General features: G+C 65.2%; 21 protein-coding genes. 11 read left to right on the plus strand and 10 right to left on the minus strand.

Annotation, left to right across the window (positions count from 1 at the left end; genetic code table 11):
• Positions 1-112 precede the first annotated feature (112 nt).
• A complete protein-coding gene (locus tag HZZ16_RS31605) occupies positions 113-853 on the plus strand; it encodes a 3-deoxy-manno-octulosonate cytidylyltransferase (RefSeq protein WP_197953967.1) in 741 nt (246 codons plus the stop codon).
• Positions 854-890: 37 nt separating this feature from the next.
• The gene (locus HZZ16_RS31610; RefSeq protein ID WP_197953968.1) at positions 891-1,748 is read left to right on the plus strand and encodes a prephenate dehydratase; all 858 of its coding nucleotides are present in this window, start codon (positions 891-893) and stop codon (positions 1,746-1,748) included.
• Between the two features lie 37 nt (positions 1,749-1,785).
• Here the strand turns inward: HZZ16_RS31610 and HZZ16_RS31615 are convergent, their stop codons facing one another.
• Positions 1,786-2,799: an LLM class flavin-dependent oxidoreductase gene (locus HZZ16_RS31615; RefSeq protein WP_197953970.1), complete on the minus strand. Its 1,014-nt coding sequence runs from the start codon at positions 2,797-2,799 to the stop codon at positions 1,786-1,788.
• A 375-nt stretch (positions 2,800-3,174) separates the two neighbouring features.
• Here HZZ16_RS31615 and metF point away from each other — a divergent pair, with 375 nt between their 5' ends.
• Entirely contained in the window at positions 3,175-4,095 is a 921-nt protein-coding gene (gene metF / locus HZZ16_RS31620) for a methylenetetrahydrofolate reductase [NAD(P)H] (RefSeq protein WP_197953972.1), read from the plus strand.
• 6 nt (positions 4,096-4,101) lie between these two features.
• On the plus strand, positions 4,102-7,944 hold the full coding sequence (gene metH, locus HZZ16_RS31625; protein WP_197953974.1) for a methionine synthase: 3,843 nt from the start codon (positions 4,102-4,104) through the stop codon (positions 7,942-7,944).
• A 397-nt stretch (positions 7,945-8,341) separates the two neighbouring features.
• Here the strand turns inward: metH and HZZ16_RS31630 are convergent, their stop codons facing one another.
• Positions 8,342-8,971: a glutathione S-transferase family protein gene (locus HZZ16_RS31630; protein ID WP_197953975.1), complete on the minus strand. Its 630-nt coding sequence runs from the start codon at positions 8,969-8,971 to the stop codon at positions 8,342-8,344.
• Between the two features lie 139 nt (positions 8,972-9,110).
• Positions 9,111-9,413 (minus strand): ArsR/SmtB family transcription factor, encoded by a 303-nt coding sequence (locus tag HZZ16_RS31635; protein WP_197953977.1) that lies wholly within the window; start codon positions 9,411-9,413, stop codon positions 9,111-9,113.
• Positions 9,414-9,440: 27 nt separating this feature from the next.
• On the opposite strand from HZZ16_RS31635, the gene HZZ16_RS31640 reads away from it, so the two are divergent.
• On the plus strand, positions 9,441-10,424 hold the full coding sequence (locus HZZ16_RS31640; RefSeq protein ID WP_197953979.1) for a threonine/serine dehydratase: 984 nt from the start codon (positions 9,441-9,443) through the stop codon (positions 10,422-10,424).
• A gap of 11 nt (positions 10,425-10,435) precedes the next feature.
• The gene (locus HZZ16_RS31645) at positions 10,436-10,855 is read left to right on the plus strand and encodes a DUF6636 domain-containing protein (protein WP_197953981.1); all 420 of its coding nucleotides are present in this window, start codon (positions 10,436-10,438) and stop codon (positions 10,853-10,855) included.
• A 430-nt stretch (positions 10,856-11,285) separates the two neighbouring features.
• Here the strand turns inward: HZZ16_RS31645 and HZZ16_RS31650 are convergent, their stop codons facing one another.
• The 7 genes from HZZ16_RS31650 to HZZ16_RS31680 all read right to left on the minus strand — a co-directional run bounded on the left by HZZ16_RS31650 (position 11,286) and on the right by HZZ16_RS31680 (position 21,267).
• Positions 11,286-11,879 carry a GNAT family N-acetyltransferase gene (locus tag HZZ16_RS31650; protein ID WP_197953983.1) on the minus strand — a complete coding sequence of 198 codons (594 nt, stop codon included), beginning with the start codon at positions 11,877-11,879 and terminating at the stop codon, positions 11,286-11,288.
• Positions 11,880-12,107: 228 nt separating this feature from the next.
• Positions 12,108-13,613, minus strand: coding sequence for a glycerol kinase GlpK (gene glpK, locus HZZ16_RS31655; protein ID WP_197953985.1), 1,506 nt, complete (start codon positions 13,611-13,613; stop codon positions 12,108-12,110).
• Positions 13,614-13,885: 272 nt separating this feature from the next.
• Entirely contained in the window at positions 13,886-14,659 is a 774-nt protein-coding gene (locus HZZ16_RS31660) for an SDR family NAD(P)-dependent oxidoreductase (RefSeq protein WP_197953987.1), read from the minus strand.
• A 124-nt stretch (positions 14,660-14,783) separates the two neighbouring features.
• A complete protein-coding gene (pimD, locus tag HZZ16_RS31665; protein WP_197953989.1) occupies positions 14,784-15,926 on the minus strand; it encodes a pimeloyl-CoA dehydrogenase small subunit in 1,143 nt (380 codons plus the stop codon).
• Positions 15,927-16,139: 213 nt separating this feature from the next.
• On the minus strand, positions 16,140-17,330 hold the full coding sequence (gene pimC / locus HZZ16_RS31670) for a pimeloyl-CoA dehydrogenase large subunit (RefSeq protein WP_197953991.1): 1,191 nt from the start codon (positions 17,328-17,330) through the stop codon (positions 16,140-16,142).
• Positions 17,331-17,349: 19 nt separating this feature from the next.
• Positions 17,350-19,044: a dicarboxylate--CoA ligase PimA gene (gene pimA, locus HZZ16_RS31675; RefSeq protein WP_197953994.1), complete on the minus strand. Its 1,695-nt coding sequence runs from the start codon at positions 19,042-19,044 to the stop codon at positions 17,350-17,352.
• Between the two features lie 126 nt (positions 19,045-19,170).
• The gene (locus HZZ16_RS31680; RefSeq protein WP_197953996.1) at positions 19,171-21,267 is read right to left on the minus strand and encodes a 3-hydroxyacyl-CoA dehydrogenase NAD-binding domain-containing protein; all 2,097 of its coding nucleotides are present in this window, start codon (positions 21,265-21,267) and stop codon (positions 19,171-19,173) included.
• Between the two features lie 130 nt (positions 21,268-21,397).
• Between HZZ16_RS31680 and HZZ16_RS31685 the strand changes: the two genes are divergently transcribed.
• The 5 genes from HZZ16_RS31685 (at position 21,398) to HZZ16_RS31705 (ending at position 25,752) form a co-directional block, all read left to right on the plus strand.
• Positions 21,398-22,264, plus strand: a complete 867-nt coding sequence (locus HZZ16_RS31685) for an IclR family transcriptional regulator (protein WP_197954026.1) — start codon at positions 21,398-21,400, stop codon at positions 22,262-22,264.
• Positions 22,265-22,330: 66 nt separating this feature from the next.
• Positions 22,331-23,128 (plus strand): ABC transporter ATP-binding protein, encoded by a 798-nt coding sequence (locus tag HZZ16_RS31690; protein WP_197953998.1) that lies wholly within the window; start codon positions 22,331-22,333, stop codon positions 23,126-23,128.
• Entirely contained in the window at positions 23,125-23,838 is a 714-nt protein-coding gene (locus HZZ16_RS31695; protein ID WP_197954000.1) for an ABC transporter ATP-binding protein, read from the plus strand. The genes HZZ16_RS31690 and HZZ16_RS31695 overlap by 4 nt, the downstream gene beginning before the upstream one ends.
• Positions 23,839-23,851: 13 nt before the next feature.
• Positions 23,852-24,730 carry a branched-chain amino acid ABC transporter permease gene (locus HZZ16_RS31700; RefSeq protein ID WP_027575850.1) on the plus strand — a complete coding sequence of 293 codons (879 nt, stop codon included), beginning with the start codon at positions 23,852-23,854 and terminating at the stop codon, positions 24,728-24,730.
• 2 nt (positions 24,731-24,732) lie between these two features.
• Complete coding sequence (locus tag HZZ16_RS31705; protein WP_197954002.1) at positions 24,733-25,752, plus strand: branched-chain amino acid ABC transporter permease; 1,020 nt, start codon at positions 24,733-24,735, stop codon at positions 25,750-25,752.
• Positions 25,753-25,759 lie beyond the last annotated feature (7 nt).

Here is a 25,759-nt window from a genome sequence, read left to right on the forward strand (position 1 = left end):
CCGAGGTCTGGCAACCCGTATAAGCGACCCGGCTTCGGGCTCGTCCCCATCCCATTTCCCGGTGCGGAAAACGCTCCGTTTTCAGGCTCTTGACCTCAGACCTTTGAACCCAATGATCGATCCTCGCATCCTGGTGCTGATCCCGGCTCGCATGGCCGCCACCCGCCTGCCCGGCAAGCCGCTCGCCGATATCGCGGGATTGCCGATGATCGTGCATGTGCTGCGCCGTGCCGAGGCCGCCGCAATCGGCAGGGTCGCGGTGGCGACCGACACCGACGAGATCGCCTCGGTCGTGACCGCCCATGGCGGCGAGGCCGTGATGACCCGCGCGGACCACCCCTCCGGCTCCGACCGCATCCACGAGGCCATGCAGAAGCTTGATCCCGAGGGCAAGGCCGAGATCGTGATCAATCTCCAGGGCGATTTCCCGACCATCACGCCGCAGGCCATCCGCGAGGTGCTGCCGCCCTTCGACGATCCCGCGGTCGACATCGTCACATTGGCCTCGCAGATCCACACCGAGGAGGAGGACCTCGCGCCGAGCGTGGTCAAGGCCATCGGTTCGCCGATCGGGCCGAGGCGGCTCCGGGCACTTTATTTCACCCGCGCCACCGCCCCTTACGGCAACGGACCGCGATACCACCACATCGGCCTCTATGCCTATCGGCGCGCCGCGCTGGAGCGGTTCGTATCGCTGCCGCCGTCGCCCCTGGAACGTCAGGAGAGCCTGGAACAGCTGCGGGCGGTGGAGGCCGGCATGCGCATCGACATCATGATCGTCGAGAGCGTGCCCCGCGGCGTCGACACCCCGCCCGATCTCGAAACCGCGCGCAGCATCCTTTCCAAATCCTGAGCCGCTGCTACAAGGCCGACCAGGAGCACTTCTAGACATGAGCAAGATGAAGATCGCATTCCAGGGCGAGCCCGGAGCCAATTCCCACATCGCCATCGTCGAGGCCTATCCCGACGCCGAGCCGATGCCCTGCGCCACTTTTGAAGACGCGCTGTCGGCGATCTCGTCGGGCGAGGCCGATCTCGGCATGATCCCGATCGAGAATTCGGTCGCCGGCCGCGTCGCCGACATCCATCACCTCCTGCCGGCGTCCGGCCTCTTCATCGTCGGCGAATGGTTTCTGCCGGTCCGGCATCAGCTGATGGCCGTGAAGGGCACCAAGCTCGAAGACATCAAGAGCGTCGAGAGCCACGTGCACGCGCTCGGCCAGTGCCGGCGCATCATCCGCAAGCTCGGCATCAAGCCGATCGTCCACGCCGACACCGCCGGCAGCGCCCGCGACATCTCGGAGCGCAAGGACAAGACCGTGGCCGCGATCGCCTCGCGCCTTGCCGCAAAGATCTACGGTCTCGACATCCTCGCCGAGGACATCGAGGACGAGGCCCACAACACCACGCGCTTCGTGGTGCTGGCGCGCGAGCCGAAATGGGCGCCCCAGGGCACCGGACCGCTCGTCACGACCTTTGTTTTCCGCGTGCGCAATTTGCCGGCGGCACTCTACAAGGCGCTCGGCGGCTTCGCCACCAATGGCGTCAACATGACCAAGCTCGAGAGCTACATGGTCGACGGCAATTTCTTCGCCACGCAGTTCTATGCCGATGTCGACGGCCACCCCGATGACAAGGGCCTCGCCTTCGCCATCGAGGAGCTGAAATTCTTCTCGCGCGAATTCCGCATCGTCGGCGTCTATCCGGGCCATCCGTTCCGCGCGACATTCAGCGAGGCGCAGGATTGATTTGCCACCCCTCCCCTGAGCGCCCCTCCAGGGGAAGCTACCCCGCCGCTCTGAGCCCGAACGCCTCCGCCAGCAGCGCATACGACCTCTTTCGTGCCTCGTGGTCGTACACCGCCGTGATCACCATCAGCTCGTCCGGCTTGCTCGCGTAGATCAAGGGCTGCAGCTTCTTCTGCACCGTCGCGGGGCTGCCGACGAACAGGCGCGAGCGGTTGCGCAGGATCGAGGTGCGCTCGGCATCCGTATACGGATAGGCCATCGCTTCTTCGACGCTCGGCAGGGGCAGATATTGGCCGCGGTCGCGGCGCAGGCGATTGAGGTCGAAGGACGAGGCAAGGCTTTCGGCTTCCGCGTCGGTCTCGGCCGCGATGACGGCGACCGCGAGGATGGCATGCGGGCTCGCACGCCAGGCCGAGGGCTGAAAACGGTTGCGGTAATGCACCATCGCATCGATCGCGTCGTGGGACGCGAAATGATGGGCGAAGGCGAAGCCCATGCCGACCTGGGCGGCCAATTCCGAGGAATAATCGCTGGAGCCAAGCAGCCAGATCGGCGGCAGCCCGGTGTCGTCGGGCATGGCGACGACGTTGTTGTAGGGGTGCCCTGCGGGGAATTCGCGGGTCTCCCACAGGATCAACTCGTGCAGCCGCTCCAGGAAATCGTCGCCGTCGCGCCGGTCGAGCCGGCTTCTGAGCGCATACGCCGTGGCGCCATCGGTGCCGGGGGCACGGCCGAGACCGAGATCGATCCGGCCCGGAAACAGCGCCTCCAGCATCTTGAAGCGCTCGGCGACGACCAGCGGCGCATGGTTGGGCAGCATCACCCCGCCGGAACCGACGCGGAGGTGCTTCGTCACCGCCGCGATCTGGCCGATCATGACATCGGGCGCGGGGCTCGCGACGGAGGCGAGATTGTGATGCTCGGCGAGCCAGTAGCGGACATAGCCGAGGCCATCCACGTGACGCGCCAGATCGATGCTGTTGCGCAGCGCCGCGGCGGGCTTGGTGCCTGTTGTGACGACGGAGAGGTCGAGGACGGAGAGCGGGATCATGGCGGCTTAACGTAATGGAGGCGGTCGCGGCGACAATGGGCGGGCTGCGCAGGCCTGACGTGTACGAACGGGCCGGCACGCCAGCAGCTCAAGTTGGGAAACTTACTGTCTGTTCGTAGATAAAATTGTTCTGCCCACCACAAAATCGAGTAATCAAAAGGACCGTTAATGAACAATAACATCTCAGTTTCAGTCCTTTAGGTTAAACGGGTCACCTTCCCACTAGAGGCATGAGTCACAAGAAAAATCTATCCGCTTGCACCTATATGGGCAACTTCCCATCAATGATGGGCTGTCGACTAGAGGGCCTTTGCCGTATTCTAGCTCTCCGAGGCTAGACCCCGATCGCGCCCTGACATTGGAGTGAGTGGTGCCATGACTGACCTGATCTCGCCTGCGACAGCCGACCGGCAGGACGGGCACCTGAAGCAGCCCGCGATCTCTTTCGAATTCTTTCCGCCCAAGACGGAAGAGATGGAGCGCAATCTCTGGGAGACCATCAACCGGCTGGCCCCGCTCGAGCCGAAGTTCGTCTCGGTGACTTACGGCGCCGGCGGCTCGACCCGTGAGCGCACCCATTCGACCATCACACGCATCCTGCAAGAAACCGCGCTGCTGCCGGCGGCGCATCTGACCTGCGTCGGTGCTTCGCGCGGCGAGATCGACGAGATCGTCGACCGCTATCACGAGGTCGGCGTCCGCCACATCGTGGCCTTGCGCGGCGATCCCGTCGGCGGCATCGGCACACCCTATTCCAGCCATCCTGAGGGGTATCAGAGCTCGGCCGATCTCGTCGCCGGGATCAAGAACCGGCACGGCGATATCGAGGTCTCGGTCTCGGCCTATCCCGAGAAGCACCCCGAGGCGCGCGACTTCGATGCCGATATCGACACGCTCAAGGCCAAGGTCGATGCGGGTGCGACGCGCGCGATCACCCAGGTGTTCTTCGACAACGATCTCTACTTCCGTTATCTCGACCGCGTGCGTGCGCGCGGCATCGACATCCCGATCGTGCCGGGCATCATGCCCATGCACAATTTCAAACAGGCCCGCAATTTCGTGACGCGTGCCGGCACCACGGTGCCCGACTGGTTCGCGGCGAAGTTCGAGGGCCTCGATGACGATGCCGAAACGCGCAAGCTGGTGGCCGCGACCGTTGCGGCCGGCCAGGTGCAGAAGCTCGCCAAGCACGGTGTCGACACCTTCCACTTCTACACCATGAACCGCGCCGATCTCGTGTTCGCGATCAGCCATTTGCTCGGCATTCGCGCCAAGAGCGCGCAGAAGGCGGCGTAAGAGAAAATGACCGTGACCGTCTCTCCGAAGCGAACTGCCCTGCTGAACGCCGCGCGCGAGCGCATCCTGGTGCTCGACGGCGCCATGGGCACGATGATCCAGAACCTGCAGCTCGACGAGAAAGCCTTCCGCGGCGAGCGCTTCAAGAACTTCCATCGCGACCTGCGCGGCAACAATGATTTGCTGATCCTGACGCAGCCGCAGGCGATCGAGGACATCCACGCCGCTTACTTGCGCGCCGGGGCCGACATCGTCGCGACCAACACCTTCTCCACGACCTCGATCGCGCAGGCCGATTACGACCTCACCGACATCGTCTACGACATGGCGCGCGAAGGCGCCCGCCTCGCCGGCAATGCCGCACGGCGCGTCGCGGCCGAGGACGGCAAGCCGCGATTCGTTGCGGGCGCCATCGGTCCCACCAACCGCACCGCCTCGATTTCGCCCGATGTTTCCAATCCGGGCTACCGCGCCGTCACCTTCGACGATCTGCGCAAGTCCTATGGCGAGCAGATCCGCGGCCTGATCGACGGCGGCGTCGATCTGCTGCTGGTCGAGACCATCTTCGACACGCTCAACGCCAAGGCGGCGCTCTATGCGATCGCGGAGATCACCGAAGAGCGCGGTATCGACATGCCCGTGATGGTCTCGGGCACCATCACCGACAAGTCCGGCCGCCTGCTGTCGGGCCAGATGCCGGAAGCGTTCTGGAATTCTGTGCGGCACGCAAAGCCCATCACCATCGGCTTCAACTGCGCGCTCGGCGCCGAAGATCTGCGCGCGCATATCGCCGATATCGGCCGCATTGCCGACACGCTGGTGTGCGCCTATCCCAATGCCGGCCTGCCGAACGAGTTCGGCCAGTATGACGAAACGCCCGAATACATGGCGCGGCTGATCGGCGAGTTCGCGCGCGACGGCCTCGTCAACATCGTCGGCGGCTGCTGCGGTACGACCCCGGACCACATCGCCGCGATCGCGGATGCGGTCGCCCCGCACAAGCCGCGCATCGTGCCGGAGATCACCCCGCGCCTGCGGCTCTCCGGCCTCGAGCCGTTCGTGCTGACGGACGCGATTCCCTTCGTCAATGTCGGCGAGCGCACCAACGTCACGGGATCGGCCCGCTTCCGCAAGCTGATCACGGCCGGCGACTACACCGCTGCGCTCCAGGTGGCGCGCGACCAGGTCGAGAACGGGGCCCAGATCATCGACGTCAACATGGACGAGGGCCTGCTTGATTCCGAAGCGGCCATGGTGACCTTCCTCAATCTCCTCGCCGCCGAGCCCGACATCGCGCGCGTGCCGGTCATGGTCGATTCCTCGAAATTCTCCGTGATCGAGGCCGGCCTGAAATGCGTGCAGGGCAAGCCGGTCGTCAACTCGATCTCGATGAAGGAAGGCGAGGACAAGTTCATCCTTGAGGCGAAGATCGCCCGTCGCCACGGCGCGGCAGTGGTGGTCATGGCGTTCGACGAAATCGGCCAGGCCGATACGTTCGCGCGCAAGACCGAGATCTGCAAGCGCGCCTACGACATCCTGGTGAACAAGGTCGGCTTCCCGCCGGAAGACATCATCTTCGATCCGAACATCTTCGCGATCGCGACCGGCATCGAGGAGCACAACAATTACGGCGTCGACTTCATCGAGGCGACGCGCTGGATCCGTCAGAACCTGCCGGGCGCGCATGTCTCGGGCGGCGTCTCCAATTTGTCGTTCTCGTTCCGCGGCAACGAGCCGGTGCGCGAGGCCATGCACTCGGTGTTCCTGTATCACGCCATCAAAGCCGGCATGGATATGGGCATCGTCAATGCCGGGCAGATGATCGTCTATGACGACATCGATCCCGAGCTGCGGCAGGTGTGCGAGGACGTCGTCCTCAACCGCGATCCGGGCGCGTCCGAGCGGCTGCTTGCACTCGCCGAGAAATTCCGCGGCAAGAAGAGCGAATCCAAGGAAGCCGATCTCGCCTGGCGCGAATGGCCGGTGGAGAAGCGGCTGTCGCATTCGCTGGTGCACGGCATCACCGAATTCATCGAACAGGACACGGAGGAGGCCCGCAAAAACTCCTCGCGCCCGCTCGACGTCATCGAAGGCCCGCTGATGGCCGGGATGAACGTCGTCGGCGACCTCTTCGGCGACGGCAAGATGTTCCTGCCGCAGGTGGTGAAGTCCGCCCGCGTCATGAAGCAGGCCGTCGCTTACCTGATGCCGTTCATGGAGGAGGAGAAGGCGCGCAACCTTGCCAGCGGCATCGGCACCGAGGGCTCCTCGTCCGCCGGCAAGATCGTGCTCGCGACGGTGAAGGGCGACGTCCACGACATCGGCAAGAACATCGTCGGCATCGTGCTCCAGTGCAACAATTTCGAGGTGATCGACCTCGGCGTGATGGTGCCGGCCGCGAAGATCGTCGAGACCGTGAAAGCCGAGAAGGCGGACATCGTCGGGCTGTCCGGCCTGATTACGCCCTCGCTCGATGAGATGGCGTTCTTCGCCGGCGAACTGCAGCGCGAAGGCCTCAGGCTGCCGCTCCTGATCGGCGGCGCCACCACCAGCCGCGTGCATACGGCCGTCAAGATCGACCCGAGCTATCGCGCTGGTCCCGTCGTACATGTCAACGACGCCAGCCGCGCTGTCGGTGTCGCCTCCGCACTGCTCTCGCCCGACAAGCGCGAGGCCTATGCGGCCGAGGTGCGTGCCGAATATGCCAAAATCTCGGAGGCGCATCTGCGCGCGCAGGCCGACAAGAAGCGGCTGAGGCTCGCTGACGCCCGCGCCAACCGCGTGCCGATTGATTTCGCCGCGAACAAGCCGGTGAAGCCGACCTTCCTCGGCACGAGGAGCTTCGACGATTACGACCTCGCCGAGCTCGTGCCCTATATCGACTGGACACCGTTCTTCCAGACCTGGGAGCTCGCCGGACGCTTCCCGGCCATCCTGGACGATTCCAAGGTCGGCGAGGTCGCGCGCTCGCTCTATGACGATGCCCGCAAGATGCTCGACACCATCGTCAAGGAGAAGTGGTTCCGGGCGCGCGCGACGATCGGCTTCTGGCCGGCCAATGCGCAAGGCGACGACATCGTGCTCTATGCCGACGAGAGCCGCACCAAGAGCATCGCGACGCTGCACACGCTGCGCCAGCAGCTGGAGAAGCGCGAGGGCCGCTTCAACGCGGCACTGTCCGACTTCATCGCGCCGGCCGGCGTGCCCGATTACATCGGCGGCTTCGTCGTCACGGCGGGGATCGGCGAGGACGCGGTCGCCGACCGCTTCAGAAAAGCCAACGACGATTACTCCTCGATCCTGTGCAAGGCGCTGGCCGACCGCCTCGCCGAGGCCTTCGCCGAACGCATGCATGCCCGCGTCCGCCGCGAGTTCTGGGCCTATGCGCCGAATGAGGCGCTCACCAACGAGGAGCTGATCCTGGAGAAGTACTCTGGGATCCGCCCGGCGCCCGGCTATCCCGCCCAGCCCGATCACACCGAGAAGGCAACGCTGTTCGAGCTGCTCGATGCGGAGGCGACCGCCGGCGTGAAGCTGACCGAGAGCTTTGCGATGTGGCCGGGCAGCAGCGTGTCCGGGCTCTATTTTGCCAGCCCTGAAAGCTATTATTTCGGCGTCGGCAAGATCGAGCGCGACCAGGTCGAGGACTATGCCGCGCGCAAGGGCATGAGCGTGGCGGAAGCCGAGCGCTGGCTCGCGCCGGTGCTGAACTACATCCCCTCGCAGGACAAGGCCTTCGCCGCCAGGCCGGCGAACGACGAGATACCGAAAGACCTCGCCTCGCATCCGCCAGGCTGCACCTGCGCGGTGCACCTCGTCTGGCAGAAAAAGCGCGCCGGCGCGGGCTAGGCGCGCCTGCAAAACAAAAAGTGGAGAAAACAACCCCATGCACAGTAGCGATGGGGTTGAAAGGCTTGAGGATTTTCGGTCTTGCCGAAGGCGGTTTGCGGCGTCGGGCAAAACAGGGGTATTATTGCATCATCGGCTGCTGTGCGCGGTGTCGCAAAGCCGGCGCTGCCCTGTGACTCTCCCCACACGCACGATCCCCATCCTCCCCTGGAGGGGGAGGATCGGTTCGCATGCGGCGCAGCGGCATGCGGACCGAGGTGGGGTGAAGCCACGAATGAGCTCGCTGTGAGAGCCTCAGGACTGCGGACAGAAGCAGCGAGATCACGGATGGTCTGTCACCCCACCCCGCTCGCGCTGCGCGCGATCGACCCTCCCCCTCCAGGGGAGGGTGAGCGACTCAGCCCTTCGGCGGGGCCAGCGGTTGCACGATCTCCTGGAACGGGGCCAGTGCTTCGCAGCGCTCGCTATGGGCCGCGAGCGCCGGATAGCGCGAGGCATCGAACAGGTCGGGATGCGCTTCGCGGGTGAACCGGACGACGCAGGCGACGGCGATGTCGGCGTGGCCGATGCGCGTCCCCAGCCAGTATGGCGTCGTCACCTTGGCGCGCTCGGCCTCGAGCACCTTCAGCACGTCCGCGATCTGCGCCTGGCAGCGTTCGACCCATAGCGCGAGCTGCTCCTTCCGCAGCACGCGCTCGTAGAGCAGGCTCACCGCCTTGTCGCCGAGACCGGAAGCCAGCGCGCAGATGCGCAAATGCTTGCGCCGCTCGGTGCCGCCGCGCGGCAGCATGGCCTTCTCAGGCCCGATGAGGTCGTCGAGATAATCGAGGATGATCGTGCTCTCGATCAACGCCTCGCCGTCGCCGAGCACCAGGGTCGGCACGCGGCGCAAGGGATTGTACGACGCGATCTTGTCGGCGTCGCCGAAGGTCGACCATGGCTTGTGCTCGAAGGCGAGCCCGTAAAGCCGAAGCGCAATCGCGACGCGGCGGACGAAGGGGGAATCATATTGGCCGATCAGGAACATGGTTCTCGCTCTTCTCGATCATTGAACAGGCAGGGCCGATCAGTCTCCACGACCAGATCAGTGCGACGCAACAAGAATCTTGGAAATGGAGCATTGCGCCCGCTGCAACGACCCGCGACGGCCTCACGGCGCACCACGCTCAGAGGCCGTCCTGGATCGAGCGCTTGATCGCGGCGATGGCGGTCTCGTTGCGCTTGTACATGGTCCACTGCTTGATGCGCTTGGCGCGCACCAGCTTGGCTGATGTCAGCACCCGCATGTGCTCGCTCAATGTGGGCGCACTGACGCCGAGCTTTTCGGCGATCAGCAATCCGCAGACGCCGTCCTCGACCAGGTCGCCATCTTCCTGCTCACGGAAATGCTTCCTGGGGTCCCGCAGCCATTCCAGGATCTGCAGGCGGCGTTCGTTGGCGAGCGCGCGCAAGGCGACGGCAATTTTCATTTAGCCATTTTGCTAATTACCTAATTGATGTCAACGCTCCCTTGGACTATTCTGGACGGCATCATGACAGCGACAATGGACATCACGCGGCAGCGGATTGCGGCGACCGAGCCGGTCATCCGTCCGCATATCAGGCGCACGCCGCTGCTTCAGGCCGATCTCGCCGATTTCGGCCTGCCGGCAGCGCCGGTCACGTTCAAGCTCGAGATGCTGCAGCATTCCGGATCGTTCAAGGCGCGCGGCGCCTTCGCCAATCTGTTGCTGCGGCAGGTGCCGCAGGCCGGTGTCGTCGCCGCATCCGGCGGCAATCACGGCGCGGCCGTCGCCTATGCGGCGCAGCGGCTCGGCATTCCCGCCACGATCTTCGTGCCCGACATCACCTCGCCGGCCAAGGCCGAGCGGATCAGGGCTTACGGCGCAAAGCTCATGATCGCGGGCAGCCGCTATGCCGATGCGCTCGCCGCGAGCGAGGCGCATGTCGCGCAGACCGGCGCGCTGGCCGTCCATGCCTATGATCAGGCCGAAACCCTGCTCGGCCAGGGCAGCGTCGGACTGGAATTGGAGCAGGACGCGCCCGGCATCGACACGCTGCTGGTGTCGGTCGGCGGCGGCGGGCTGATCGGCGGCATTGCGGCGTGGTACGCCGGCAGGACGCGCATCGTCGCGGTCGAGCCGGAGCAATCGCCGACCCTGCACGCCGCGCTCGCGGCCGGCGCGCCGGTCGATGCGCCGGCCGGCGGCATCGCCGCCGACAGCCTTGCGCCGCGCCGCGTCGGCGAGCTGATGTTTCCGGTCGCGCGCGCCCATGTCGAGCGCGTCGTCCTGGTCAGCGACGATGCGATCAGAGAGGCCCAGGCCGCGCTGTGGTCGCACTTGCGCCTCGTGGCCGAGCCCGGCGGCGCCGCCGCCTTTGCCGCGGTGCTCTCCGGCCGCTATCGTCCTTCACCTGCCGAGCGCGTCGCGATTCTGGTCTGCGGCGCCAACACGACGGCGGTGAATTTCGATAGCTGAGCGGGAATGACATGACGGCGCCGCGCGGACGGATCCTGACAGCGATCCTGCTGCCGATGATCGGCGCCGGCCATGCGGAGGACCGCCCGATCGGCTTCCTGACGCCGTCGAAGAACATCGCCTGCCAGTTCTTTACCGACAACGGTCAGGGCGTGCTCCGCTGCGACATCATGAACACGGATGCGCGCCCGCGCCGGCCCGCCGATTGCGAGCTCGACTGGGGCCACGCCTTCGAGATGAGTGCGAAGGGCGCTGCGAGCCGCATTTGCGCCGGCGACACCGTGATGGATCCCTCGCTGCCGGTGCTGGCCTATGGCGAGGTATGGCAGCGCGGGGGATTCACGTGCCGGTCGGAGCAGACCGGGCTGACGTGCTTCAATGCGATGCAGCGGGGGTTTTCGTTGGCGCGGGCGGAGCAGAAGGTGTTTTGAGAAGTAGGCCGCATGAGCGAAGCGACATGCGGAGACGCTTCCCGGGATATCGCTCGGCCCGGGCTACAGTGCTGTCACGCGCTAAACCGTCATCCTGAGGTGCTTCCCATACGATGCGCCGGCATCGCAAGGAGAGCCTCGAAGAATGGGCCACAGGCGCCCGCAGCCCATCCTTCGAGGCGCGCAAGAGCGCGCACCTCAGGATGACGGCGGAGTGCGCGGCAACGGGAAAATCGCCCCGGACTACGCTGCGCTCCATCGGGCGGCCGGCCCGTTACCCCATCCACGGCCGCTAATCGGAAGATTGACGGCAGCGCAGCACTCCGTCATTGCGAGCGCAGCGAAGCAATCCAGAATCTCTCCGTACAGACATTCTGGATTGCTTCGTCGCAAGGGCTCCTCGCAATGACGGTGAGGAGGCGGCCGCGTGCTACTCGATGATCGGCACATGCGGCGCCGCATCGCGCGGCGCCCTGCCGTCAAGCCGCGGGTCGTCGTCGATCTCGATCTGACGGCGGAAGGGGCGGAAGCCGGAGCGCTGATAGAAGGCCAGCGCCCCCGGATGATCGAAGGTGCAGGTGTGCAGCCAGAGGCGGCGGAGGTCGCGTGACCAGGCGATCTCCAGCGCACGATTCATCAGGAAGCGGGCGGCGCCCGCTCCGATCAGGCTGGCGGTGACGCCGAAATACACCACCTCGCACTGGCCGGGCTCGCGGAAATCCAGCTCCAGAAAGCCTTCATCACGGCCATCCTCGACGAGGGCATAGACCTCGACGCCAGGCGCGTGGATGATTGCGGCGAGCTCGGCGCCGGTCAGGTGTGGCCGCGCCAGCCACAGCCAGTTCTCGCCGACCCTGCGATAGAGATCGCGGTACCAGGCAAGCGCGGGAGCATCGACCTTGCGCAGGGACCAGTTTCCCGGCGGATCGTCGCGGCGCGCGGGAGGTGCGGTCATCTCCAGATGAGTGACGACGGCGGCGATCTTGCCGTTCGGGACGTCGGAATAGCCGTCGGGGACGATCATGCTTCTTGCTTCTTTTCTTAGAGGCTATGCCGATTTGAAGAACAGCAACAGCCCCGCACTCCGTCATTGCGAGCGCAGCGACTTGTCCGCCGAAGCCTCTTGGCGAAGGCGGAAGCAATCCAGAATCTTTCCGCGGGGGCAGTCTGGATTGCTTCGTCGCAAGGGCTCCTCGCAATGACGGTCGAGACAGTGGAATGCGCCTCGCGCCGTCGGAGCTAGAAGTCCTCGCTACCCCTCCCCCTCGTCGCTCGCCAGCACGCCCTTCACGGCCCTCGCCCAGCCCGCGAGCTTTCGCTCGCGCGTGGCCTGGCTCATGTTCGGCTTGAAGCGGTGCTCGAGGCGCCAATTGTCGGCGAATTTGGTCGGCTCGGGATAGACCCCGGCGTTGAGGCCGGCGAGATAGGCGGCGCCCAGGGCCGTGGTCTCCTGGATCACGGGGCGGTCGACCGGAGCATCGAGGAGATCGGCAAGGCGCTGCATAGTCCAGTCGGATGCGGTCATGCCGCCATCGACGCGGAGCACGACGCTTGCCGTTTCCGAGCTCGGCCAGTCCGCGCGCATCGCGGCCCAGAGGTCGAAGGTCTGGTAGCAGACGCTCTCCAGCGCGGCATGGGCGAGCTCGGCGGGGCCGGTGTTGCGGGTGAGGCCGAACAGCGCGCCGCGGACGCGCGGATTCCAGTAGGGCGCGCCCATTCCGACGAAGGCGGGGACCAGATAAACGCTCTGCATCGAGTCCGACTGATCGGCAAGAGGCCCGGTCTCGGCGGCATGCTTGATGATGCCGAGGCCGTCGCGCAGCCATTGCACGGCGCTGCCGGCGACGAAGATCGAGCCTTCGAGCGCGTAGGTGCGCTTGCCCTCGAGCTGATAGGCGACGGTGGTGAGCAGCTTGTTCTTGGAGACAACGGGCGTGGTGCCGGTGTTGAGCAAAGCGAAGCAGCCGGTGCCGTAGGTCGACTTCATCATGCCCGGGCGGAAGCAGGCCTGGCCGATGGTGGCGGCCTGCTGGTCGCCGGCGATGCCGGAGATCGCGATGGCGCCGCCGAACAGATCCGGCGTGCTCTCGCCGAAGCGGGCGGAGGAATCCTTCACCTCGGGCAGCATCGAGCGCGGCACGCCGATGATCTCCAAGAGCTCGGCGTCCCATTCGCCGGTGTGGATGTTGAACAGCAGCGTGCGCGAGGCATTGGTGGCATCGGTGGCGTGCACCTTGCCGCCGGTGAGGCGCCAGAGCAGATAGCAATCGATGGTGCCGAACATCAATTCGCCGCGCGCGGCGCGGGCCCGGGCGCCCGGGACGTGGTCAAGGATCCAGGCGACTTTGGTTCCGGAAAAATAGGGATCGATGATCAGGCCGGTCTTCTGCGAGATCACGGGCTCGCGGCCTTCTGCCTTCAATCTTGCGCAGATGTCGGCGGTGCGCCGGTCCTGCCAGACGATGGCGCGGTGCACGGCCTGGCCGGTGGCACGGTCCCACACCACCGTGGTCTCGCGCTGGTTGGTGATGCCGATCGCGGCAATGTCCTTTGCGCTGATGCCGGCGTGCTCGATCGCCTCGCGGCAGACCATCACGGTCGAGGTCCAGATGTCCTCCGGCTCGTGCTCGACCCAGCCGGAGGCCGGAAAATGCTGCGGAAATTCGGCCTGCGCCTTCGCCGCAATGGAAATATCGCCACGAAACACGATCGCGCGCGAAGAGGTGGTGCCCTGGTCGATAGCGAGGACGAAAGACATGGCGGCTTACCTTGGCGTTTCCCGGAGGGGGATCGTTGTGTCGGGCCAAAGGGAGCGGATTGGAGGCCGAAGGTCAAGATTGGAGGCGGGGCTGCTCTTTTCCTTCTCCCCTTGCGGGAGAAGGTGGCGCGCGCGAGCGCGCCGGATGAGGGGTTCTATCCGCAGCTAAGCTTGATTGTAATGAAAGAGGTTTCCCCGAGGATAGAGACCCCTCACCCGTCTCGCCGCGACGCGGCGAGCCACCCTCTCCCGCAAGGGGAGAGGGAAGAGGGCTACACCGCGGCCGTGGTCACGCCGCCATCGATGACGATGGTCTGGCCGGTCATGAAGCTCGAGGCATCGGAGGCGAGGTAGGCGACGGCGCCGGCGATTTCGTCGGGCTCGCCGATGCGGCGGAGCGGCGTGGTGGCGGTGCGGCGCTTCAGGTTGGCTTCGTCTTCCCAGAGGGCACGGGCGAAGTCGGTCTTGACGAGGCCGGGCGCGATGCAGTTGACGCGGACGCCTTTCGGGCCCCATTCGCCGGCGAGCGAGCGGCACAGCGCGAAGTCGGCGGCCTTGGAGATGCCGTAGGCGCCGATCACGGTGGAGCCGCGCAGGCCCCCGATCGAGGAGATGATGATCACCGAGCCCTTGCCGCGCTCGGCCATTTGCGGGATCGCGAGCGCGGAGAGCCAGATGTTGCTCTTGACGTTCGAGCCCATGATCTTGTCGAAGGCCTCATCGGTGATGTCGAGCAGTGGGCCGTAATAGGGATTCACGGCAGCGTTGCAGACCAGGATGTCGATCCTGCCATAATGCTTCGTGGCACCCGCGATCAGCGCCTCGACCTCGTTCTTGCGCGCGATGTTGCAGGGAATGACGATGGCATCGCCGCCAGCGGCATTGATGCCGTCGGCAACCTCCTTGCAGGCATCCGCCTTGCGCGAGGAGACCACGACCTTGGCGCCGAGCTTGGCGAGCAGCTCGGCGGAGGAGCGGCCGATGCCGCGGCTGGAGCCGGTGACCACGGCGACCCTGCCGGTGAGATCGAACGGGGTGTTTTGCATTGTGCTCCTCTTCTGGTCATTCGGGGCGCGCGAAGCGCGAACCCGGAATCCATTTCACCGCGCGTTTTGCCGTCCGATGGATCCCGGGTTCGCGCTACGCGCGCCCCGGGATGACGCCAAGGCGTCAGATCAACCCGCCCGCATCCGCGACGCGGCGCTGGTGGTAGTCGGTGTCACCGAACGTGTTCTCGATCATAGTGAGGCGCTTGAAGTAGTGACCGATCTTGGCCTCCATCGTCATGCCGATGCCGCCGTGGAGCTGGATCGACTGCTGGCCGACGAACTTCAGCGACTTGCCGATCTGCACCTTGGCCGCGGCGATCGCGTTGCTGCGCTCCTTGGCGTCCTCGAAGTCGTTCGCCATGGTCGCGAACATCGACATCGAGCGCGCCTGCTCGGTGGCGACGAACATGTCGGAGGCGCGGTGCTGCAGCGACTGGAACGAGCCGATCGCGACGCCGAACTGCTTTCGCGTCTTGATGTATTCGACTGTGGTCTTGAGCGATTCGTCCATCAGGCCGACCGCCTCGGCGCAGAGCGCGACGCGGGCTTCGTCCACCACGCGCTCGATCAGCGCGAGCGAATCCTCGGGGTTGCCGAGCACGGCGTCGGGGCCGACCTCGACACCGGTGAAGGTGATGTCGGCGGCGTGCAGGCCGTCCTGGGTCGGATAGCCCTTTCTGCTAACGCCCTTGGCGACGGCCGGGACCAGGAACACGCCGATGCCTGACTTGTCGCGGCGGTCGCCCTTGGTGCGCGCGGTGACGATGAGGGTGTCGGCGTTCTCGCCGTTCAGCACGACGAACTTCTCGCCGTCGATCACGTAGGCGTCGCCCTTCTTCTTCGCGGTCGTGGTGACGTCGAACAGATCGTAGCGCGAGTTCTTCTCGAGCTGGGCGAAAGCCAGCGTCTTGCTGCCGTCGATGATGCCGGGCACGTGCGCGGCCTTTTGCGCATCGGTGCCGGCATGGCGCAGGAAGCCGCCGCCGATCACGACTGTGGCGAGATACGGCTCCAGCACCAGCGCCTTGCCGAGCGCCTCCATCACGATCATGGTCTCGACGCCGCCGCCGCCGAAGCCGCCATCCGCTTCTGCGAAGGGCAGGCCCAAAAGCCCCTGCTCGGCGAGCTTGAGCCAGACCGTTTTGCTCCAGCCGCCCTTCTCCGCCATGTACTTCTTGCGCTGCTCGAAATCGTAGGAATCGGTCAGCAGGCCGTCGATGCTTTCCTTGAGAAGCCGCTGCTCCTCGGACAGATCAAAATCCATTTCTGTTTCCTCAAGTCAAAACTGTCTGCGTGGCGCGGGGTGCCTCTTCACCTCTCCCCGCTTGCGGGGAGAGGTCGATTTGCGCTCGGCGATGCGAAGCATCGTCCGAAGCAAATCGGGTGAGGGGGTACCGCTCTCTCGACGCTCTTTGCTCGGAGAGAGGCCCCTCACCCCGACCCTCTCCCCGTAAGAACGGGGAGAGGGAGAAGAACCTCACAATCCCAGCACCGCCTTGGCGATGATGTTGCGCTGGATCTCGTTGGAGCCGCCGTAGATCGAGACCTTGCGATTGTTGAAGTAGCTCGGCGCGATCTGGGCGGTCCAGTCCATGGCTTCGTTCGAGCCGTCGTCGCCGTGCACGTCGTAGGGCGCGGCGAACGGGCCGATCACTTCCATCAGCAGCTCGGTGGTGGTCTGCTGGATCTCGGAGCCCTTGATCTTCAGCACCGACGAGGCCGGATTGGGCTTGCCCTTGCCGTGCTTGCCTTCGTCGGCGACGACGCGCAGCTGGGTGAGCTCGAGCGCCTTCAGCTCGATCTCGCAGGCCGCCAGCTTCTCGCGGAAGGCGGGATCCTGGATGATCGGCTTGCCGGCGGATTCGACCTTCGATGCCAGATCCTTGATGCGGCGGATGCGCTCCTTGGAGACGCCGACGCGGGCGATGCCGGTGCGCTCATTGCCGAGCAGGAATTTGGCGTAATCCCAGCCCTTGTTTTCTTCGCCGATCAGGTTCTCGTAGGGCACCTCGACGTCGTCGAAGAAGACCTCGTTGACCTCGCGGCCCCCGTCAATGGTCTGGATCGGGCGCACGGTGACGCCCTTCGACTTCATCGAGAACACGATGAAGGAGATGCCCATCTGCTTCTTGGCGTTGGTGTCGGTGCGGCAGAGGCAGAAGATCATGTCGGCGTGCTGGGCGAGCGTGGTCCAGGTCTTCTGGCCGTTGATGATCCACTTGTCGCCACGGCGCTCGGCTTTCGTCTTCAGCGAGGCGAGGTCGGAGCCGGAGCCGGGCTCCGAAAAGCCCTGGCACCACCAATCGTCGACATTGGCGATGCGCGGCAGATAATATTTCTTCTGCGCCTCGTTGCCGAAGGTGTAGATGACGGGGCCGACCATGCTGACGCCGAAAGCGAGCGGCTGCGGCGCCGGATGGGCCTGCAGCTCCTCGTTGAAGATGTAGTGCTGCACGGGGGTCCAGCCGGTGCCGCCATATTCCTTCGGCCAATGGCTGACGCCCCAGCCCTTCTTGTTGAGGATGCGCCACCACGTCACCATCTCGTCCTTGGAGAGGTGGCGGCCCTCGACCAGCTTGCGCCGCGTATCCGGCGGCACGTTGTCGCGGAAGAACTGCCGCACTTCCTCGCGAAACGCCTGCTCTTCTTTCGTGAATGCGAGATCCATTGGATCCTCCTGTGAAACGTTACTTCATTTTCGTCATTGCGGGGGCATCAGCAGCGCAAATCTTGGAAGACGATTTCTGCCGCTGGCGCAGTTCGTGGCGCGACAATTTCCCGACCGGCGTGCGCGGCAGATCGTCGACGAATTCGACCGCAGCCGGCAATTCGTGCTTGCCGAGCTTGCCGGCAAGCTGCGCGCGCAGCTCGTCGAGCGTGAACGGCTTTGCCTCGGGCCTCAGCTTGATGAAGGCCTTTGCGGCTTCGCCGCGATAGGCGTCGGGAATGCCGAGCACGATCACCTCGTGCACGCCGGGAATGGTGTAGATCGCCTGCTCGATCATCTGCGGATAGACGTTGAAGCCGCCGGAGATGATCATGTCCTTCTTGCGGTCGACCAGGAAGAAGTAGCCGTCGGCATCGACATAGCCGATGTCGCCGGTGAGAAAGCGGCCGTCCACGAAGGCCTCGGTCGATCCCTCCGGCTTGTTCCAGTAGCCCTTGGTGACGTTCGGGCCCTTGATGCGGATCTCGCCGATCTCGCCCGGCGACAGCACGCGTCCGGGATCGTCGAGCGCGACGACGTCGAGCTCGATGCCCGGCAGCATCAGGCCGATCGAGCCGGGCTTGTCCGGGCCCGTGGGCGGATGGCCGGTGCCGGGCGAGCAGGTCTCGGTCATGCCCCAGCCGCTGCGCAGCTTCTTGCCGACCTTGCGCTCGAAGAAGCTCGCGATCTCCACCGGCAGCGGCGCGCCGCCGGAGCCGATGCTGACGAGCGAGGAGAAGTCGCGCTTGTCGAGATCGGGCAGCGCGGCGATCGCGATCCACATCGTCGGCACGCCGGGGAAATGAGTCGCACGCTTGACCTCGATGTCGCGCATCACCGCTTCGACGTCGAAGCGCTGATGCAGCGAGATCAGATTGCCGCGGCGGAGCGAGGACAGCAGCACCACGGTGAGCGCGTAGATGTGGAACAGCGGCAGCACACAGATCACGCGTTCGATCACGTCGCCGCGGGCGGCCCGGGCCGGCTTGCCCCAGACGTCGTAGATCGACACCGCCGAGGTGAGATTGCCGTGCGTGAGCATCGCGCCCTTGGGCAAGCCGGTGGTGCCGCCGGTATATTGCAGCAGCGCGACGTCGTCGGCCGTGACGACGGGCCATTGCGCCGGCGCGGTGGCGCCTTCGACGAAGCGATTGAAGGTGACGATGCGGGGATCGTCGGGGATCGCCGCCTGCGGCGTGCCGACCTTGCCCCAATGATCGTCCTCGCAGACGACGAGCTTGTCGATCAGGCCCTTCTCCAGGAATTTCAGCGCGGTCGGCAGCAGGGCCTGGAGGTTGGAGGTGACGAGCAGGCGCGAGCCGGAATCGGTGATCTTGTGCGTCAGCGCGATCTCGCCGTCGAGCGGCGACAGATGCGCGACGCGGCTGCCTGCCTTGAGCGCGCCGAAGAAGTTGACGGGATGATCGGGCGTGTTGCCGAGGAACAGCGCGACCGACGCGCCTTTGCCGCAGCCGGCGCGCAGGAACGCCGCAGCCGCGCGGTCGGCCTGAGCTGCGAGCTCGGTGTAGGTCATGGGTCGGTCGCGGAATTCCAGCGCGGTGCGCGGGCCGTAATCGGCGGCGGCCTTCGCGAGAAGGTCCGGCAACGTGCCCTGGACGATGGTGTCGCCCCACCGCACGCCGTCGGGATAAAACTGTTCGCCGGGATGGGTCATAGATTCCTTAAGCCGCACAAACCGTCATTCCGGGGCGATGCGAAGCATCGAACCCGGAATCTCGAGATTCCGGGTTCGCCCTGCGGGCGCCCCGGAATGACTGAGAGCTGGAGCACAAAGCTCCCATCACGCCGCTTTCGACTCCGCCGCGAGCGAGGCGAACGTCTTGCCCTCGGCGGCGAGCTTCTTCAGCAGCGGGGCGGGCTCGAGGCTGGGGTCGTTGGTCTCCTTGGCATAGAAGGCCAGACGATCGGCGATGTGCTTGAGGCCGACGCTGTCGGCCCAGTACATCGGGCCGCCGCGGTAGATCGGCCAGCCATAGCCGTAGAGCCAGACCACGTCGATGTCGCTGGGACGCGCGGCGATGCCCTCCTCCAGGATCTTCGCGCCCTCGTTGATCATCGGATACATCATGCGCTCGAGGATCTCCTCGTCGCTGACGACCCGCTTCTTGCGGCCGAGACGCAGCAAGGTCTCGTCGATCAGCTTCTCGACATCAGGGTCGGGCAGCGGCGCGCGAGAACCCTGCTCGTACTTGTAATAGCCCTTGCCGGTCTTCTGGCCGAAGCGGCCGGCTTCGCACAGCGCGTCCGCGATCTCCGATTTGATGCCGCGGTCTTTCCGCGAGCGCCAGCCGATGTCGAGGCCGGCGAGATCGCTCATCGCGAACGGGCCCATCGGCATGCCGAACTTGGTGACGACGGCATCGACCTGCTGCGGCAGCGCGCCCTCGAACAGCAGCTTCTCGGACTGCTTGCCGCGCTGGGCGAGCATACGGTTGCCGACGAAGCCGTCGCAGACGCCGACCACGGCCGGCACCTTCGCGATCTTGCGCGCGATCGTCACCGCAGTCACCAGCGCATCCGGTGCGGTCTTGTCGGCGCGGACGATCTCGCACAGCTTCATGACGTTGGCCGGCGAGAAGAAGTGCATGCCGAGCACATCCTGCGGACGCTTGGTCGCCTTCGCGATCTCGTCGATGTTGAGGTACGAGGTGTTGGAGGCGAGCACGGCGCCTTGCTTGGCGTACTGGTCGAGCTTGCCGAACACCTCCTTCTTCACCGCCATGGTCTCGAACACGGCCTCGATGACGAGGTCGGCGTCGCCGACATTCTCGATGCCGACCTTGCCGTCGATCAGCGCCATGCGCTTGGCGGGCGCATCGGCCGGGATGCCGCCGCGCGCGGCGGTCGCCTCCCAGTTCTTCTGCATCACGCCCATGCCGCGCTTGAGCTGCTCCTCGCCGGTCTCGATGAGGGTGACGGGAATGCCGGCATTGGCGAAGGACATCGCGATGCCGCCGCCCATCGTGCCCGCGCCGAGAATGGCGACACGGTTCACCGGCCGCGGCTTGGTGCCCTCAGGCACGCCAGCGATCTTGTTGGCCTCGCGCTCGGCAAAGAAGGCATAACGCTGCGCCTTGGACTGGTCGCTGGCCACGAGCTTGAGGAAGCCCTCGCGCTCCTTCTTCAGGCCTTCGTCGAACGGCAGGTCAATGGCGTAGCCGACGGCATCGGCGGCCGCGAACGGCGCTTCCAGCCCGCGCGACTTCTTGGTCATGGCGGCAACCGCATTGGTGAAGATCGAGCGGTCGGCCTTGGCGGCTGCGAGCTTGGAATCGTCGTCGCGCAAGCGGCGCAGCGGGCGCTTCTCCGCCAGCAGCTTGCGCACGAAAGCCTCGCCGCCGGAGGCCGGGCCCTCGACAATCTCCTCGATCAGGCCGTTCTTCAGGGCTTCCGCCGCCCCGATCGGGTCGCCGCCGACGATCATCTTGACCGCGAGCTCTGGGCCCACCGCGCGGGGCAGGCGCTGGGTGCCGCCGGCGCCGGGCAACAAGCCGAGCTTGACCTCGGGCAGGCCGAGCTTGGCCTCTTTCACCGCGACGCGGAAATGGCAGGCCAGCGCGACCTCGAGGCCACCGCCGAGCGCGGTGCCGTGGATCGCGGCAACGACCGGCTTGGGCGAGTTCTCGATCTCGGAGAGCACGTCGTTGAGCGCGGGCGGCTTCGGCGGCTTGCCGAACTCGGTGATGTCGGCACCGGCGATGAAGGTGCGGCCGGCGCAGGTCAGCACGATGCCCTTGATGGCGGGATCGGCGATTGCGGCCTTGATGCACTCGAGAATCCCACCGCGGACTGCGGCACTCAGCGCATTGACCGGCGGGCTGTTGACCGTGACGATCCCGACTTCGTCATGACGCTCAAGCTTGACCACTTCGCTCACGGTGTCCCTCCTTGGTGGGGATTTACTTTTGTTCAATTTCGCATTGCGGAATTTAATTCCGCATCTTGACGGCAGGGTTATTTTGAAGCACGGACGTTGTCAACGACTCCGCGCAAGAAGCAGATCAGGGATGAAGCGTACCGGAAAGAAGCCTGCGACCGATCGGAATTTCGTCGTCGCGCTTTCCCGCGGACTGGAAGTATTGCGCGCGTTCCAACCCAATGACGGCTTGCTCGGCAATCAGGAGATTGCTTCCCGCACCAATCTGCCCAAGCCCACCGTGTCGCGGCTGACCTACACGCTGACCAAGCTCGGCTATCTGACGCCGGTTCCCCGCTTCGAGAAGTACCAGCTCGCACCTGCAGCGATGTCGCTCGGCTACGCGGCGCTGGCCAATCTGGGCGTTCGGCATTTGTCCGAGCCGTTCCGCGAAGAGGTGATGCGCGCGACCGGCGGCGCCGTCGCCGTCGGTGGCCGTGACCGCCACAGCATGATCTATTTCGGGCAGAGCCGCGGCAGCGAGACCGTCGGCGTTCAACTTGACGTCGGCTCGCGCGTGCCGATTGCAACCAGCGCGATGGGCCGCGCCTATTTCTGGGCGCTCGACGACGAAGGTCGCGCTGAAGTGTCGCGCATCCTACGCGAACATTACGGCAGCCGCTGGCCGAAGATGCGCGAGGGATTGGAACGTTCCGGCGAGACGGTCGCGAAATACGGCTTTGCGATTTCGGTCGGCGACTGGCACGACGACATCGGCGCGGCCGGCGTCGCGCTCAAGCTCAACGACGGAACCGGACCTTACGCATTCAATTGCGGCGCGCCCGCATTCCGTTTCACGGAAGAGCGTTTGATCAACGACATTGGACCGCGTCTCCTAGCGATGGTAAGGAACATCGAAGCGGCGCTCGGGGGTCTGATGCCGCATTCAAAAAAAGACATCAGCAAAAAGCTGAAATCAGGAGGAAAAGTTGCGCGTGTGGCCGAGGGATTCAGATAGCCTTTGTCGTAATCGGGAGCGGATCGCATCGCCCCATCGCTCACTGAACGACGTGAGCGAGACGAGATGACGCAGGCACAGCTCGCGCAGGGTACATCGCCCCTGCTCGCGGTTCGCGACGTCAGCGTCGTGTTCGGCGGCATCATCGCGCTCAACGGCGTGTCCTTCAACATGCACAAGGGCGCCATCCTCGGATTGATCGGCCCCAACGGCGCCGGCAAGACCACGCTCTTCAACTGCCTGTCCCGGCTGTACCAGCCGTCGTCTGGCGACATCCTGATGGAGGGCGTGAGCATCCTGTCGCGACCGCCGCACCGGATCGCCGAGATCGGCATCGGCCGCACCTTCCAGAACGTGGCGCTGTTTCCGAACCTGTCGGTGATGGACAACGTCCGCGTCGGCGCGCATGCCCGCACCTCCAGCGACATCATCAGCGACTCTCTTAAGCTTGCCTGGGTCCGGCGCAGCGAGACCGCGGTCAACAAGAAGGTCCACGAGATCCTCGCCTATCTCGACCTCGAGGACGTCGCGCACACCATCGTCTCCGGCCTGCCCTTCGGCACGCAGAAGCGGGTCGAGCTGGCGCGCGCGCTGGCGGCGGACCCAAAGATCCTGCTGCTCGACGAGCCCGCCGGCGGCCTCAACCACGAGGAAGTCCACGTGCTCGGCGACTTGATCCGCCGCATCCGCGACGAGCGCCACATGACCGTGCTGCTGGTCGAGCACCATATGGGCCTCGTGATGTCGATCGCCGACCACGTCGTCGCGCTGAATTTCGGCAAGAAGCTCGCGGAAGGCACCCCCGCCCAGGTGCAGGCCAACCCTGACGTCATCAAGGCCTATCTCGGGAGCAAAGACCAATGACAACGCTGCTCAACGTCAAGGACCTGCGCGCCTATTACGGCCAGGTCCAGGCGCTCCACGGCCTGTCGTTCTCGCTGAACGAGGGATCGCTGACGACGCTGCTCGGGGCCAACGGCGCCGGCAAGACCACGACGCTGCGCGCGATCTGCAACATGGTGCGCTCGACCGGCGGAATCGAGTTCGACGGCAAGCCGCTCAACAACCGCTCCACCGAGAGCATCGTGCGGTTCGGCATCGCCCATGTGCCGCAGGGCCGCGGCACCTTCACCACCATGACGGTCGAGGAGAATCTCCAGCTCGGGGCGATCACCCGCAAGGACAGCGCCGGCATCGTCGCCGACATCGAGCGCATGTATGCGCATTTCCCGGTCTTGAAGCAGCGCCACACCCAGCAGGCCGGCACGCTCTCCGGCGGCGAACAGCAGATGCTCGCGGTCGCCCGCGCACTGATGCTGCGGCCGCGGCTGATGCTGCTGGACGAGCCCTCCTTCGGCCTCGCGCCGCTGGTGGTGCGCGATCTGTTCGGCATCCTTGGCAAGATCAACCGCGAAGACAAGGTCTCGATCCTGGTGGTCGAGCAGAACGCCCAGCTCGCGCTCGAACTCGCCGACCAGGCCTATGTGATCGAGACCGGCCGCATCGTGATGTCCGGCAAGGCCAAGGACATCGCGAACAACGAAGAAATCCGCAAATCCTATCTGGGTTACTGAGGGAGCCGGGACAATGGAGCTGTTCACCAACCAGGTCCTGGCCGGCATCGCCACGGGCGCGATCTACGCCTGCATGGCGCTCGCCGTGGTCATGATCTACCAGGCCATCGACCATCTCAACTTCGCGCAAGGCGAGATGGCGATGTTCTCGACCTTCATCTCGTGGCAGCTGATGCAGTGGGGTGTGTCCTATTGGGCCGCCTTCCTGATCACGCTGGCATTTTCCTTCGTTGCCGGCATCGCGATCGAGCGCATCCTGTTCAAGCCGCTTGCGAAAGCGCCGGTGCTGACCAACGTCGCCGGCTTCATCGCGCTGTTTGCGATCATCAACTCGTCGGCCGGCCTGATCTGGGACTTCACCATCAAGCAATATCCGACGCCGTTCGGCTCCGCACCGTTCCTGGGCAGCCAGCTGATCTCGACCCACCAGGCCGGCATGATCGGCGTCACCGTGCTGCTGCTGCTCGGGCTCTATTTCTTCTTCCAGTACACCCGCATCGGTCTCGCCATGCGCGCCGCGGCGTCGGTGCCGGAATCGGCCCGCCTCGTCGGCATCAACACCAGCTGGATGATCGCGCTCGGCTGGGGCATGGCAACCGCGATCGGCTCGATCGCCGGCATGCTGATCGCCCCCGTCGTGTTCCTCGAGCCCAACATGATGGGCGGCGTGCTGATCTACGGCTTCGCCGCGGCGGTGCTCGGCGGGCTGTCGAGCCCGTTCGGCGCCGTGGTCGGCGGCTTCCTGGTCGGCATCTTCGAGAATCTCGCCGGCACCTACATCCCGGGCGTCGGCAACGAGCTGAAGCTCCCGATCGCGCTCGCGCTGATCATCTCCGTCCTGGTCGTCAAACCCGCTGGCCTGTTCGGCCGGCACATCGTCAAGCGAGTTTGATCATGAGCGCTGCAGAAGAAGTCGTCGCCGAAGGCCACGAGGCGGTCGAGGCGGTTCCGAAGCGGGCCATGACGCTGGGCACCGGCACCTCGCTGGTGGTGCTGGCGGCGCTGTTGATCGTGCCGATGTTCGTCAAGAACTTCATCATCTTCCAGATGACGATGCTCCTGATCTACGGGCTCGCGGTGCTGGCGCTGAACATCCTGACCGGCGGAAGCGGCCAGTTCTCGCTGGGCCAGAGCGCGTTCTACGCGGTCGGCGCCTATGTGTCTGCGGTGCTGATGGAGCATGCCAATATCAACTACGCGCTGACCATTCCGATTTCCGCCGCGGTCTGCTTCGCGTTCGGTTATTTGTTCGGCAAGCCGGCGCTGCGGCTGTCCGGCGTCTATCTCGCGCTCGCGACCTTTGCGCTCGCGACCGCGATGCCGCAGCTGCTCAAGCTGAACTTCCTCGAGCACTGGACCGGCGGCGTACAGGGCCTCGTCGTCACCAAGCCGGACGCGCCGTTCGGCCTGCCGATGTCGCAGGACATGTGGCTCTACTACTTTACGCTCATCGTGACGGTCGCCATCTACATCTTCTCGGTGAACCTGCTGCGCTCCCGCTCCGGCCGCGCCTTCATGGCGATCCGCGACAACGAGATCGCGGCCTCCTCGATGGGCGTCAACGTCGCGCTGTACAAGACGCTCGCGTTCGGCGTGTCCGCCGGCATCACCGGCGTTGCCGGCTCGCTCGGCGCCATCGCGGTGCAGTTCGTCGCGCCCGACAGCTACACCATCACGCTCGCGATTTCGCTGTTCCTCGGCATGGTCGTCGGCGGCGTCGGCTGGCTGCCCGGCTCGTTCGTCGGTGCGGCCTTCATCATCTTCGTGCCGAACATGGCGGAGAGCATCTCCAAGGGCCTCTCCGGCGCGGTGTTCGGCGTGCTGCTGTTCCTCGTCATCTACCTCGTGCCGCATGGCGCAAGGCAGGTCGCGATCCTGGGCCAGCAACTCGTCGGCAAGCTCAGGAAGAACTGAAGACCCG

Origin of the sequence: Bradyrhizobium glycinis, from assembly GCF_016031655.1 — a bacterium.
GTDB lineage: Bacteria > Pseudomonadota > Alphaproteobacteria > Rhizobiales > Xanthobacteraceae > Bradyrhizobium > Bradyrhizobium glycinis.